This window comes from Streptomyces sp. NPDC088812 (genome assembly GCF_044750285.1).
In the GTDB taxonomy this organism is placed as follows: Bacteria; Actinomycetota; Actinomycetes; order Streptomycetales; family Streptomycetaceae; genus Streptomyces.
In genome coordinates this window covers 12,560-26,193 of sequence record NZ_JBIVJP010000004.1, presented here as the reverse complement: position 1 = coordinate 26,193, position 13,634 = coordinate 12,560, and the positions used below count along the sequence as shown (strand labels likewise).

11 protein-coding genes are annotated in these 13,634 nt (G+C 72.8%); 7 read left to right on the top strand and 4 right to left on the bottom strand.

Features of this window, described 5'->3' with window-relative positions; genetic code table 11:
• Window positions 1–120 precede the first annotated feature (120 nt).
• Window positions 121–2,025: a CDP-alcohol phosphatidyltransferase gene (locus ACIP67_RS08485; RefSeq protein ID WP_401689378.1), complete on the top strand. Its 1,905-nt coding sequence runs from the start codon at window positions 121–123 to the stop codon at window positions 2,023–2,025.
• A gap of 127 nt (window positions 2,026–2,152) precedes the next feature.
• Here ACIP67_RS08485 and dusB read toward each other — a convergent pair whose 3' ends face one another.
• A complete protein-coding gene (dusB, locus tag ACIP67_RS08480; RefSeq protein WP_401689375.1) occupies window positions 2,153–3,295 on the bottom strand; it encodes a tRNA dihydrouridine synthase DusB in 1,143 nt (380 codons plus the stop codon).
• Between the two features lie 103 nt (window positions 3,296–3,398).
• On the opposite strand from dusB, the gene ACIP67_RS08475 reads away from it, so the two are divergent.
• Entirely contained in the window at window positions 3,399–4,844 is a 1,446-nt protein-coding gene (locus tag ACIP67_RS08475) for an MFS transporter (protein WP_401689372.1), read from the top strand.
• Between the two features lie 250 nt (window positions 4,845–5,094).
• Here the strand turns inward: ACIP67_RS08475 and ACIP67_RS08470 are convergent, their stop codons facing one another.
• Both ACIP67_RS08470 and ACIP67_RS08465 read right to left on the bottom strand, forming a co-directional pair.
• Window positions 5,095–5,694 (bottom strand): TetR family transcriptional regulator, encoded by a 600-nt coding sequence (locus ACIP67_RS08470; protein ID WP_401689369.1) that lies wholly within the window; start codon window positions 5,692–5,694, stop codon window positions 5,095–5,097.
• A 26-nt stretch (window positions 5,695–5,720) separates the two neighbouring features.
• A complete protein-coding gene (locus tag ACIP67_RS08465) occupies window positions 5,721–6,743 on the bottom strand; it encodes an aldo/keto reductase (protein ID WP_401689366.1) in 1,023 nt (340 codons plus the stop codon).
• A gap of 129 nt (window positions 6,744–6,872) precedes the next feature.
• Between ACIP67_RS08465 and ACIP67_RS08460 the strand changes: the two genes are divergently transcribed.
• Window positions 6,873–8,411: an FAD-dependent monooxygenase gene (locus ACIP67_RS08460; RefSeq protein WP_401689363.1), complete on the top strand. Its 1,539-nt coding sequence runs from the start codon at window positions 6,873–6,875 to the stop codon at window positions 8,409–8,411.
• A 420-nt stretch (window positions 8,412–8,831) separates the two neighbouring features.
• Here the strand turns inward: ACIP67_RS08460 and ACIP67_RS08455 are convergent, their stop codons facing one another.
• The gene (locus ACIP67_RS08455) at window positions 8,832–10,214 is read right to left on the bottom strand and encodes a glycine--tRNA ligase (RefSeq protein WP_401689360.1); all 1,383 of its coding nucleotides are present in this window, start codon (window positions 10,212–10,214) and stop codon (window positions 8,832–8,834) included.
• 218 nt (window positions 10,215–10,432) lie between these two features.
• Between ACIP67_RS08455 and ACIP67_RS08450 the strand changes: the two genes are divergently transcribed.
• The 4 genes from ACIP67_RS08450 to ACIP67_RS08435 are packed head-to-tail and all read left to right on the top strand — an operon-like array spanning window position 10,433 to window position 13,586.
• Entirely contained in the window at window positions 10,433–11,392 is a 960-nt protein-coding gene (locus tag ACIP67_RS08450; protein WP_401689357.1) for a metal ABC transporter substrate-binding protein, read from the top strand.
• A 17-nt stretch (window positions 11,393–11,409) separates the two neighbouring features.
• Window positions 11,410–12,201 (top strand): metal ABC transporter ATP-binding protein, encoded by a 792-nt coding sequence (locus tag ACIP67_RS08445; RefSeq protein WP_401689354.1) that lies wholly within the window; start codon window positions 11,410–11,412, stop codon window positions 12,199–12,201.
• Window positions 12,201–13,103, top strand: a complete 903-nt coding sequence (locus ACIP67_RS08440) for a metal ABC transporter permease (RefSeq protein ID WP_401689351.1) — start codon at window positions 12,201–12,203, stop codon at window positions 13,101–13,103. Before ACIP67_RS08445 ends, ACIP67_RS08440 begins: the two co-directional genes overlap by 1 nt.
• A 60-nt stretch (window positions 13,104–13,163) precedes the next feature.
• The gene (locus ACIP67_RS08435) at window positions 13,164–13,586 is read left to right on the top strand and encodes a Fur family transcriptional regulator (protein WP_401689348.1); all 423 of its coding nucleotides are present in this window, start codon (window positions 13,164–13,166) and stop codon (window positions 13,584–13,586) included.
• The last annotated feature ends 48 nt before the right edge of the window (window positions 13,587–13,634 follow it).

The following is a 13,634-nucleotide window of genomic DNA, read 5'->3' as shown; positions in this document are numbered from 1 at the left end:
GCCGACCGCGGGCCCGGCGGGGTGAACACCGGCGGCGAGCAGGCCGTACGCAACGGTGGCGGATCCGGTCCCCACCCCGGATCCGCCGCTCCGCCCGGCTTCGTACGGAAGGACCTTCGGGTGCCCGTCTTCACTCGCTCTCGTCAGCTGCCCGACCTGCGGGACCCCAAAGACACCGGGAACACCGGGAACACTGGGGACACCGGGGACACCGAGGAGTCCGGGGGCGCCGCCAGGGAGTCCGGGGGCGCCACCCGGGAGTCCGGGGGCGCCACCCGGGACGCCGGGAACTCCACCGAAGAATCCGAGAAGGCGGCCGCCGGGCCGGAGGGCGGGCCGCGCTCCTTCCGGGACCGGGTCGCGCACCGGCGTGCCTGGCGCACCCGTCACCCACGGGCCGCCCGGACCGTGTGGTGGACGGCGACCGTGCTGTCCGTCGTGCTCGTGCTCGGGGCGGTGCTGCTGCCGAACCGGGTCTTCGCGCTGCGCCCCGACCGGTTCCTGCGGCTGCCCGGGGAGGTGGTCGTGGGGGCGGTGGTGCTGCTGGCGCTGCCCCGTCGGCCGCGGGTCGCCGTGGCGGCGCTGACCGGGGTGTTCCTCGGGGCGCTGACCGTGCTGAACCTGCTCGACATGGGGTTCGTGGAGTACCTGGGCCGGGACTTCAACCTCGTCCTGGACTGGGAACTGCTCGACGACGCCCAGTCGTACGTCGCCGACTCGATGGGCCGTGGGACGGCGCTCGCCGCGACGGCCGGGGTGTTCCTCCTCGTCGTGCTGGTGTGCGCGGTCCTGGCGCTGGCGACGGTCCGGCTGGCCGGACTGCTGGCGCGCCACCCGCAGCGGGCGACCCGGGCCACGCTGGTCTCCGGCACCGTCTGGATCACGTGTTCCGTCCTGGGCCTGCAGTACGCCGGGCTGCCGGTCGCCTCCGCCGGCGTCGCGGACACGCTCACGTCCGAGGCGAAGCGGGTGCGGGACACCCTGCGGGACGAGGCCGCGTTCGCCGCGGAGGCCCGTACCGACACCTTCGGCGGCACCCCGCCCGCGCAGCTCGTGCCCGGTCTGCGCGGCAAGGACGTGATCTTCACCTTCATCGAGAGCTACGGCCGCGTCGCGATCGAGAACCCGGTCACCGCGCCGGGCGTGGACAGCACCCTCGACGCGAGCACCGAGGCCCTGGCGAAGGCCGGCTTCCGGGCCCGGAGCGGCTGGCTGACCTCGGCGACCTTCGGCGGCAGCAGCTGGCTCGGCCACTCCACCGCGCTGTCGGGCCTGTGGGTCGACACCCAGCAGCGCTACCGCACCGTCATGGCCAGCGACCACCTCAGCCTGACCAAGGCCTTCCAGAAGACCGGCGCCTGGGACACCGTCGGCATCATGCCGGGTGTGCAGAAGGGCTGGCCAGAGGCGGCGTTCTACGGCCTCGACACGGTCTACGACGCCTTCCGGCTGGGCTACCGGGGGCCGAAGTTCAGCTGGTCGACGATGCCCGACCAGTACGCGCTGGAGGCGTTCCAGCGGCTGGAGCACGGCAGGGACCGCGACCGGCCGCTGATGGCGGAGATCATCCTGACCTCCAGCCACCAGCCCTGGGCGCCGATCCCTCAGATGGTCGGCTGGGACGAACTGGGCGACGGCTCGGTCTTCGAGGGCATCCAGAAGGCCGGGAAGGACGCGGCCGACGTCATCGACGACTCCGCCGCGTCCCGCCGGGAGTACGGCAGGTCGATCGAGTACTCGGTGACCGCCCTCACCCAGTGGCTGGAGCGCTACGGCACCGACGACACCGTCCTGGTCTTCCTCGGCGACCACCAGCCCATCGCCCGCGTCAGCGGCAACGACGCCGGCCGGGACGTGCCGGTCTCCATCGTCGCCAAGGACCCGGACGTCCTCGACAAGATCGCCGACTGGGGATGGACGGAGGGGCTGAAGCCCGCGCAGGACGCCCCGGTGTGGAAGATGAGCTCCTTCCGCGACCGCTTCCTGCTGGCGTACGGCTCGACCCCGCACCCCGGCACCAGCTGACCCCGCAGCCCGGCACGGGCTGCTTCCTCCCCCACACCCTCCTCCCCACACCCTCCTCCCCACACCCCCGGCACGGGCCGACCCGGCCGGGGCGGCGGAAGCCGGTCGCGCGGCCGGCCCCGCCCGGTCAGCCGCCGGAGGTGTCCAGCTCCGCGTCCTCGCCCACGCCCGCGCAGTCGTACGGGTCCTTCAGCCAGCCGTCCGGCAGCACCACCCGGTTGTTGCCGGAGGTACGGCCCCGGGGCCCGTCGGCGCCGGCGGGCCAGGGCTGGTCGAGGTCCAGCTCGTCGAGTCCGGCGCGCAGTTCCTCCAGGGAGGAGGTGATCGCGAGCCGCTTGCGCATCTCCGAGCCGACCGCGAAGCCCTTCAGGTACCAGGCGACGTGCTTGCGGAAGTCGACGACGCCCTTCGACTCGTCGCCGATCCACTCGCCGAGGAGGCCGGCGTGCCGGACCATGACGTCGGCGACCTCGCGGAGGGCGGGCCGCGCGATGTCGTCCGTGCGCCCCTCGAACGCGGCGACCAGGTCGGCGAAGAGCCAGGGGCGCCCCAGGCAGCCGCGTCCGACGACGACGCCGTCGCAGCCGGTCGCCCGGACCATCCGCAGGGCGTCCTCGGCCGACCAGATGTCGCCGTTGCCGAGGACCGGGATCTCCGGCACGTGCTCCTTCAGCCGGGCGATGGCCTCCCAGTCGGCGGTGCCGCCGTAGTGCTGGGCGGCGGTGCGGCCGTGCAGGGCGATGGCGGTCACGCCCTCCTCCACGGCGATCCGGCCGGCGTCCAGGTAGGTGATGTGGTCGTCGTCGATGCCCTTGCGCATCTTCATGGTGACGGGGAGGTCGCCGGCGCCGCTCACGGCCTCGCGCAGGATGGCGCGGAGCAGGTTGCGCTTGTAGGGGAGCGCGGATCCGCCGCCCTTGCGGGTCACCTTGGGGACCGGGCAGCCGAAGTTCAGGTCGATGTGGTCGGCGAGGTCCTCCTCGGCGATCATGCGGACGGCCTTGCCGACGGTCGCCGGGTCGACGCCGTACAGCTGGATCGAGCGCGGCGTCTCGGTCGCGTCGAAGTGGATCAGCTGCATGGTCTTCTCGTTGCGTTCGACCAGCGCCCGGGTGGTGATCATCTCGCTCACGAAGAGGCCCTTGCCGCCGCTGAACTCCCGGCACAGGGTGCGGAAGGGCGCGTTGGTGATCCCGGCCATGGGGGCGAGGACGACGGGTGGCCGGACGGTGTGCGGGCCGATCTGCACGGGCGAGGCGGTCGTGGGCATTCCCCCATTCTCCCGCACGCCGGCCGGTGCCCGCCCTCCCCCGCCACGCTCACGCCATAGTCATTAGTTAGCCGCACTATCGAAGCGGGCGTACGATGGTTCCATGCCCGAGCTCAGCCATCGCCGACGTCTGCTCGTCCTCGCGATCTGCTGCATGAGCCTGCTGATCGTGAGCCTCGACAACACCGTCCTCAACGTCGCCCTGCCCGCCATGCAGCGCGATCTGCACGCCTCCACGGCCGGTCTCCAGTGGACCATCGACGCCTACACTCTGGTCCTGGCCGCGCTGCTGATGCTCGCGGGCTCCACCGCCGACCGCATCGGCCGCCGCAAGGTCTTCCTGGCCGGGCTGGTCGTGTTCTCGCTCGGCTCGCTGCTCTGCTCCCTCGCGCCGAACCTGGACCTGCTGATCGCGGCCCGCGCGGTGCAGGCGGTCGGCGGGTCGATGCTCAACCCCGTCGCCATGTCGATCATCACCAACACCTTCACCGACCCGCGTGAGCGCGCCCGCGCCATCGGCGCGTGGGGCGCGGTCGTCGGCATCTCGATGGCCGCCGGCCCGCTGGTGGGCGGGCTGCTGGTGGAGTCGGTGGGCTGGCGCTCCATCTTCTGGCTCAACCTGCCCGTCGGGCTCGCGGCCCTGCTGCTGACCCTGCGGTACGTCCCCGAGTCCCGCGCGCCCAAGGCCCGCCGCCCCGACCCGGTCGGCCAGCTGCTGGTCATCGTGCTCTTCGGCTCCCTGACGTACGCGATCATCGAGGCGCCGGAGGCGGGGGCCGCGGTGAGCGTGCCGTTCGCGGTGGTGGCGCTGGCCGCGCTGCTCGGCCTGCTGTGGTACGAGCCGCGCCGCGCCGAGCCCCTCGTCGACCTGCGGTTCTTCCGGTCGGCGCCGTTCAGCGGGGCCACCGTGATCGCGATGAGCGCGTTCGCCGCGCTCGGCGGGTTCCTGTTCCTGTCCACGCTGTACCTCCAGAACGTCCGGGGCCTGGACGCCCTGCACGCGGGACTGTGGATGCTGCCGATGGCCGTCCCGACGTTCCTGTGCGCCCCCCTGTCCGGGCGGCTCGTCGCGAGCCGGGGGCCGCGGCTGCCGCTGCTGGTGGCCGGGCTCGCGATGACCCTGAGCGGGGTCCTGTTCGCCGCCTTCGACGCGGAGACCTCGAACGTCACCCTCTTCCTCGGGTACGCGCTCTTCGGCGTCGGCTTCGGTTTCGTGAACACGCCGATCACCAACACGGCGGTGTCGGGGATGCCCCGCACCCAGGCCGGCGTCGCGGCGGCCGTCGCCTCCACCAGCCGGCAGCTGGGACAGACACTCGGAGTCGCCGTGGTGGGCGCCGTCCTGGCCGCGGGCATCGGCTCCTCGTCCTACCGCGACACCTTCGTCTCCGCCGCCGTGCCCGGCTGGTGGATCCTCGCCGGGTGCGGGTTCGCGGTACTGGTGCTGGGCGTGGTCAGCAGCGGGCGGTGGGCCCGGCGGACGGCCGAGCGGACCGCGGACCGGCTGGAGTCGCAGGAGGTGCGGGAGGCGGCGGGCGTGGGGGCGTGAGCCCTCACCGGGCGTGAGTTCCGACCCGGCATGAACCCCGACCGGGCGTGAGCCCCGACCCGGCATGAACCCCCCACCGGGCGTGAGTTCCGACCCGGCATGAGCCCCCACCGGGCATGAACCCCCACCCGGCACGAGCCCCCCACCGGGCATGAACCCCCACCCGGCACGAGCCCCCCACCGGGCATGAACCCCCACCCGGCACGAGCCCTTCACTGCCGTGAGGGCACGGGGGGGGCGACGCTGCCGGTCACCGGCGCTCGGCCCGTATCCCCCGCAGCACCAGCTCCACGACGGCCTCGAAATCCGCCTCGATCTCCGGCTGCTCCCACTCGCGGGTGTAGCCCGGGTCGTGGAAGCGGCCCGTGGCGTGGAAGACCGCGCGGGCCGTGTCCGCCGGGCCGGCGGCGGTGAAGGCGCCCGCCGTCACGCCGGCCTCGACGATCCGGGTCAGCTGGCCGATCAGGTCGGTGACGTGCTCGCCGACCGCCGTCCCGCTCTCGCCGGCGAGCACCTTGTAGGTGGCGAACAGCTCGGGGTCGTCGCCGGCCTTGCGGCGCTTGGCCTCGAACAGGGCCGCGAGCCAGCCGCGCAGCCGGCTCTCCGCGTCGCGGTCCTCGTCGGACGCGATGCCGGCGAGCGCCCGCGAGGTGCGGTCCAGCCAGCGCTTGGTGACCGCCTCGCGCAGCGCGGCCTTCGTGGGGAAGTGCCGGTAGACGCTGCCGTGGCTGACGCCGAGCGCGCGGGCCACGTCGACCACGGTCGCCTTGGCCGGGCCGTGGCGGCGCAGCACCTCCTCCGTCGCTTCGAGGATGCGCTCGGCGGTCAGGGTCTCGGTGGTCGGTGCCATGGAAGAGACCGTACCCGGCGCACGGCTCAGCGCTCGCTGTCGAGGTCAGCCATGAAAACAGCCGGGTAGCGGTCGCCGGCCGCCGCGTCCGCGGGGACCGCCGCCTCGATCGCGGCCAGGTCGGCCGCGTCCAGCGGCACGTCCAGGGCGCCCAGCGCCTCGGCCAGGCGCTCCCGGGTGCGGGCGCCGACCAGCGGCACGATGTCCGTGCCGTGCCTCGGGCCCTGGGCCAGTACCCAGGCGAAGGCGATCTGGGCGACCGTCACCCCCTTCTGCTCGGCGATCTTCCTGAGGGCCTCCACCAGGTCCAGGTTGTGCCGGAGGTTGTCGCCCTGGAAGCGCGGGGAGTGGGCCCGGAAGTCGTGGGCGGCGAACTGCCGGTCCGCGGTGAGGCGGCCGGAGATCAGGCCCCGGGAGAGGACGCCGTACGCGGTGACGGCGATGCCCAGCTCGCTGAGGGTCGGCAGGATCTCCCTCTCGATGCCGCGGGAGATGATCGCGTACTCGATCTGGAGGTCGGCGATCGGCGCGGTCGCGGCCGCCCGGCGGATGGTCTCGGCGCCGACCTCGCTGAGGCCGATGTGCCGGACGTATCCCTGCTCCACCAGCTCGGCGACGGCGCCGACCGTCTCCTCGATCGGGACGGCCGGGTCGAGGCGGGCGAGGCGGTAGACGTCGATGTGGTCGACGCCCAGGCGCTGGAGGGAGTGGGCGGCGAAGTTCTTCACGGCGGCGGGGCGGCCGTCGTAGCCGCTCCAGCTGCCGTCCGGGGCGCGCAGGGCGCCGAACTTCACGCTCAGCAGCGCCTGCTCGCGGCGGGCCGCGGGGGCGGTGCGCAGGGCCTCCCCGATGAGCAGTTCGTTGTGGCCCATGCCGTAGAAGTCGCCGGTGTCGAGCAGGGTCACGCCGGCTTCCAGGGCCGCGTGGATCGTGGCGATCGACTCGCCGCGGTCGGTGTCGCCGTACATCGCGGACATGCCCATGCAGCCGAGGCCGAGGGGGGAGACCTGGGGGCCGGTGGTGCCGAGGGTGCGCGTGGGTGTGGTCATGCGGACAGCCTCACATGACAGATGACAGATTTCAATATCTGTCATCTGATATCTGTCAGCTGTCATGTGTCGTCCTCGTGGGTTGCGGCCGGTCGCGAGGGGCGGAACATGGAGCGGGTGGAGCCCGACATGTCCGCAGCAGCGGACGCCGAGGTGGCGGTACTGATCGTCGGCGGTGGGCCGGTGGGGCTCACCGCACGGGCGCTCCTGGCACGCTGGGGCGTACCGGCGCTGCTGGTCGAGAAGCACGGCGAGCTGTCGCCCTTCCCCCGGTCCCGGCTGGTCAACGTGCGCTCGATGGAGATCTTCCGCGGTCTCGGCGTCGCCCCCGCGATCACGGCCCGCGCGTTCCCGCCCGAGTACGGCCGCGTCCGCTTCCGCGACGCCCTGCACGGACGCGACTTCGCCACGGAGGCGATGGTCGGCGTCCACGCACCGGTCCCCGAGAGCCCCGCGCTGGGCGTGGTGACCTCGCAGGACCGGTTGGAACCCACCCTTCTCGGCGCGGCGGACGCACCGGTGCGGTTCGGGGTCGAGCTGGTCGACCTGGCCGAGGAGGCCGAGGCCGTCGTGGCCGTGCTCCTCGACCGCCGGCGCGGTCTCCGGACCCGCGTCCGCGCCCGTCATGTCCTCGCCGCCGACGGCGCCCACTCCTTCGTCCGGCAACGGCTGGCGATCGGCACCACGGGCCCCGGTGCGGTGGGGCACCTCACCACCGTCGTGTTCGACGCCGACCTCGACCACTGGCGCGCCCGCCAGCCGGCCGGGGTGTACTTCACCACCCACGGGTCCTTCCTCCCGCTGTACCCCGAGGGAGGCTGGGCCTGGATCGCGCCCACACCCGAGGACGCCGCCGGCGCCGACTGGCCCGGCCTCGTCTCACGCGCCCTCGGCGCCGACGCCGGCGTACGCGCCGAGGTGCTGCGGGTGGAGCACTGGGTGGTCAACGCGTTCGTCGCCGAGCGCCTCCGCGCCGGCCGGGTCCTGCTGGCCGGCGACGCCGCGCACGCGATCCCCCCGGCCGGCGGTCTGGGCATGAACGCCGGCGTCGCCGATGTGCACAACCTCTGCTGGAAACTGGCGGGCGTCCTGCACGGATGGGCCGGACCGGACCTGCTGGACACCTACGAGACGGAACGACTGCCCGTCGCACACCGGACGCTCCGCCAGGCGGTGACCCACACCCGGCTCATGTTCCAGGTGCAGAGCCGACGCCGGGAGCAGCTCATGGCCGGTGGCGCGGCACCGGCCGACGTCGGGCTCCCCTGGTCGGAGAGGTACTTCGCCCAACTCGGCCTCGTCCTCGGGGTCGCCTACGGCTCCGACGCGGCGTCCGACGGCGGCGTGGACTACGTCCCCACCGCCGAGCCGGGCCACCGCATGCCGCACCTCTGGCTCGCGCCGGGCCGCTCCACGCTCGACGCGTTCGGCGAGTGGTTCACCTTGCTGACACCGGATCCCCCGGGCTGGGAGCGGCAGACCGCCGCGGCATGGCCGCTGCGCGTCGAGCCCCTGTCGGGCGAACACGCCGGCCTGTGCGGCCTGGGCACGCGCGGAGGACTGCTGATCCGGCCGGACGGCCACGTCGGCGCCCGCTGGGACCACCGCCCACCGAACGGCTCCCCCCTCCGTGACGCCCTGGCCGCCCTCACCGGCCCGGACCGGTAGACGGCCGTCCCGCACGGAACCGGCGAAGCCGTCGCGGACGACAGCGCCGACGGCGTGGTGGGGGCGGCGGCCCGGGGCGCCCCCCCCCCGGCCCGCCGGCGGGGGGCCGCGACCCCCCCGCGGGGGGGGGGGGCCCGCGGCCCGGCCGGGCCGGTTAGCCGCCCGCCCCCCACGCACCCGCCTACGCGGGCGCGCCCGACCGCGCCGCGGGGGGGGGGCGCCGCGGGCCGGGCGCCCCACCACGAGGGCCCACGTGCGGGGCACGACGACGCGCGCGCGGGGCGCGGAGACCGAGCGGACGTCCTGACGCGCGCAGCCGCCGTCAGCGGGGCCGGAACACCGCCCGAGGCAGCCGAAAGGCCGGCCCGGGCGGGGATCCCCGCCGGAGCCGGCCTTTCGCGTACGGCGTGTGCGTCGCGGCTAGCAGCCGATCAGACGCGCGGCCAGGTAGCCCTCGATCTGGTCGAGCGACACGCGCTCCTGCTTCATCGAGTCGCGCTCGCGCACCGTCACGGCGTTGTCCTCGAGCGTGTCGAAGTCGACCGTCACGCAGAACGGCGTGCCGATCTCGTCCTGGCGGCGGTAGCGGCGGCCGATGGCGCCCGCGTCGTCGAACTCGATGTTCCAGTGCTGGCGCAGCGCCTGGGCGAGGCCCTTGGCCTTCGGGGAGAGCTCGGGGTTGCGGGAGAGCGGGAGCACCGCGACCTTCACCGGGGCGAGGCGGTGGTCGAGGCGCAGGACCGTGCGCTTCTCCAGCTTGCCCTTGGCGTTGGGGGCCTCGTCCTCGACGTAGGCGTCGAGGAGGAACGCCAGCATCGCGCGGCCGACACCGGCCGCGGGCTCGATGACGTACGGCGTCCAGCGCTCGCCGGCCTCCTGGTCGAAGTAGGAGAGGTCCTGGCCGGAGGCCTTGGAGTGGGCGCCGAGGTCGTAGTCGGTGCGGTTGGCGACACCCTCCAGCTCGCCCCACTCGTTGCCGCCGAACTGGAAGCGGTACTCGATGTCAGCGGTGCGCTTGGAGTAGTGGGAGAGCTTCTCCTTCGGGTGCTCGAACCACCGCATGTTCTCCTCGCGCAGGCCCAGGCCGGTGTACCAGTTCCAGCGCTGCTCCATCCAGTACTCCTGCCACTTCTCGTCCTCGCCCGGCTTGACGAAGAACTCCATCTCCATCTGCTCGAACTCGCGGGTGCGGAAGATGAAGTTGCCGGGCGTGATCTCGTTGCGGAAGGACTTGCCCATCTGGGCGATGCCGAACGGCGGCTTGCGGCGCGAGGTGGTCTGCACCTGGGCGAAGTTGGTGAAGATGCCCTGGGCGGTCTCGGGGCGCAGGTAGGCGACGGAGCCGGAGTCCTGCGTGGGGCCGAGGTGGGTGGAGAGCAGACCGGAGAACTGCTTGGGCTCCGTGAAGGTGCCCTTGTTGCCGCAGTTGGGGCAGTTCAGGTCCACCAGGCCGTTCTCCGGCAGGCGGTTGTGCTTGGCCTCGTAGGCCTCCTCCAGGTGGTCCGCGCGGAACCGCTTGTGGCAGGAGGTGCACTCGGTGAGCGGGTCGGTGAAGGTGGCGACGTGACCGGAGGCGACCCAGACCTCGGGGGCCAGGATGACGGACGAGTCGATACCGACCACGTCCTCGCGCGACGTCACCATGTAGCGCCACCACTGGCGCTTCAGGTTCTCCTTGAGCTCGACACCCAGCGGTCCGTAGTCCCAGGCGGCGCGCTGGCCACCGTAGATCTCACTACAGGGGAATACGAAGCCACGGCGCTTGCTCAGGCTGACGATGGTGTCGATCTTGTCGGCGGCCACGGTGCTCTCTTCATTACGACGACGGGCGACGAAGCGAGATGCTTCCAGCGAATGCTTCAGGGTACCGGCGGGGGCTCCCCCTCGGCCAAATCGGGGACCGCCTCACGACCTTGCCCCGCCTCCCGCTCCCCCCTCACAACGCCCCCGCACCGCCTCCGGCCGAGTCCCTGTGAAGACTTTGTTGACAACGGTTTCCATATTTGTTGAAAATGAGTGTCATGAACGTACGACGACTCATACCGGGCACCGCCGTCGCCGCGGCCACCGTCCTCGGCCTCACCGCTCTCACCGCCTGCTCCGGCGAGAGCGCCGCGGCCGGGAACACGGACACGTTCGACGTCGTCGCGTCGTTCTACCCGATGGCCTTCCTCGCCGAGCAGATAGGCGGCGACCACGTCAAGGTCAGCACCCTGACCGAGCCCGGCCAGGAGCCCCACGACCTGGAGATCAGCGCCAAGCAGCGCGTGACGGTCGAGGAGGCCGACGCGGTGCTCTACCTCAAGGGCCTCCAGTCCTCCGTCGACGACACCGTCGCCCAGTCCGGGGTCAAGACGAAGATCGACGCCGCCGAGCTCACCACCCTCGAGGAGCACGGCACCGAGGTCGGCGGCCATGAGGAGGAAGAGGAGGAGGGGCACGACCACGAGGCGGAGGGCGGCCTCGACCCCCACGTCTGGCTCGACCCGGTCAAGTACGCCGAGGTCGCCGAGGGCGTCGGCGCGGCCTTCGAGAAGGCCGACCCGGACCACGCCGCCGACTACGAGAAGAACACCGCGGCCCTGGTCACGAAGCTGAACGCCCTGAACACGAAGTTCGAGACCGGCCTCGCGAACACCGGGACCAAGGTCTTCATCACCACCCACGCCGCCTTCGGCTACCTCGCCGAGCGCTACGGCCTGACCGAGGAGGCCATCAGCGGCCTCGACCCCGAGTCGGAGCCGAGCGCCGCCCGCGTCAAGGAACTCCAGACCATGGCCAAGGCCGACGGCGTCACCACGGTCTTCTACGAGACGCTCGTCAGCGACAAGACCGCCAAGACCCTCGCGAAGGACGCCGGGCTGAAGACGGACGTCCTCGACCCGATCGAGGGCATCACCGACGCGTCGCGCGGCGACGACTACTTCGCGGTCCAGGAAGCGAACCTCACGGCGCTCCAGACCGCCCTGGGCACCAAGTGACCTCCGCGGAGGGCGTCATGGACGCGACGGACAGGGGCGCACAGGGCGACCCCGTCATCTCGCTGCGCGGTGTGCGCGCCGAACTCGGCTCGCGCCCCGTCCTGCGCGGCATCGACCTCACCGTGCACCGCGGTGAGGTCGTCGCCCTGCTCGGCGCGAACGGCTCCGGCAAGTCCACCGCCGTGCGCAGCGTCATCGGCCAGGTCCCGGTCACCGCCGGGCGGATCGAGCTGTTCGGCACCGAGCGGCGGCGCTTCCGGGACTGGCGGCGCGTGGGCTACGTGCCGCAGCGCACCACCGCCGCCGGCGGTGTCCCGGCCACGGTCACCGAGGTCGTCTCCTCCGGTCGCCTGTCCCGGGCCCGGTTCGGCGTCCTGCGCAAGGCCGACCACGAGGCCGTACGGCACGCCCTGGACCTCGTCGGCATGGCCGACCGGGCCAAGGACTCCGTGAACGCCCTCTCCGGCGGCCAGCACCAGCGGGTGCTCATCGCCCGCGCGCTCGCCGCCGAACCCGAACTGCTGATCATGGACGAGCCGATGGCGGGCGTCGACCTGGCCAGCCAGGAGGTGCTCGCGCGCACGCTCCGGGGGCAGGTGGCGGCCGGTACGACCGTCCTGCTGGTGCTGCACGAGCTGGGCCCGCTGGAGCCCCTCATCGACCGGGCGGTCGTCCTGCGCGACGGCTGTGTGACGCACGACGGCCCGCCCCCGCGCGCGGTCGGCCAGCACGCGCTGCCCGGCCACGACCACGTACACCCGCACGCGCCGGCGGGCACCGAACCGATCCGCACGGGACTGCTGAGCTGATGGACTTCCTGAACTACGCCTTCATGCAGCGGGCGCTGCTCGCCGCCGTCCTGGTCGGCATCACCGCCCCCGCCGTCGGCATCTACCTCGTCCAGCGCCGCCAGGCCCTGATGGGCGACGGCATCGGCCACGTCGCGATGACCGGTGTCGGCCTCGGCTTCCTGCTGTCCTGGTCACCCGTGTGGATGGCGACGGCCGTCTCCGTCCTCGGCGCGATCCTGATGGAACTGATCCGCTGGTACGGCCGCACCCGCGGCGACATCGCCCTCGCGATGCTCTTCTACGGCGGCATGGCCGGCGGCGTGATGTTCATCAACCTCGCGCCGACCGGTTCCAACGCCAACCTCAACTCGTACCTGTTCGGCTCGCTGACGACGGTGTCGGAGTCGGACGTGACGGCGATCTGCGTCCTGGCGGCCTTCGTGGTCCTCGTCACCCTGGGCCTGCGCCGCCAGCTGTTCGCGGTCAGCCAGGACGAGGAGTTCGCACGCGTCACCGGACTGCCGGTGCGCGCCCTGAACCTGCTCACGGCGGTCACCGCGGCCGTCACGGTGACCGTGGCGATGCGCGTCGTGGGACTGCTGCTGGTCTCGGCCCTGATGGTGGTCCCGGTGGCGGCGGCCCAGCAGCTCACCCGGAGCTTCGCGGCGACCTTCGCGATCGCCGTGGCCATCGGCATCACCGTCACCATCGGCGGCACGGTCACCTCGTACTACCAGGACGTCCCGCCCGGCGCGACGATCGTGCTGCTGACCATCGCGGCGTTCGTCGCCCTGACCGCCCTGGCCGCCCCGCTGGCCCGCCGCCGCGCCCGCGCGCTCGCCGCGGCACAGCCCGGCGCGGACCCCGCGGAGTGCACGATTCCGGCCACCCGGGAGGCGGGCGACGGAGCCGGCGTCTGACCGCGCCCGGCCCGGGCTGGCACAATGGCCCCGGCAAGGCGCAGACGTGAGGAGGCAACGGTGACGACCGCTGGATCGCCCGTGAAGGGCCGGGCCACCCGGCAGCGTGCCGCCGTGGCTGCGGCGCTCGACGAGGTCGAGGAGTTCCGCAGCGCGCAGGAACTCCACGACATGCTGAAGCACAAGGGCGACTCCGTCGGGCTGACGACGGTCTACCGCACCCTCCAGTCCCTCGCCGACGCGGGCGAGGTCGACGTCCTGCGCACCTCCGACGGCGAGTCCGTCTACCGCCGCTGCTCCACCGGCGAACACCACCACCACCTCGTCTGCCGCGCCTGCGGCAAGGCCGTCGAGGTCGAGGGCCCGGCCGTCGAGAAGTGGGCGGAGGCCATCGCCGCGGAACACGGCTTCGTCAACGTGGCGCACACGGTGGAGATCTTCGGCACCTGCTCCGACTGCGCGGCGGCACAGGCGCAGGCGTAGGCACAGGCGCACCGAAGGCCCGGAAGCACCGGAGCGCCGAAGGCCCGG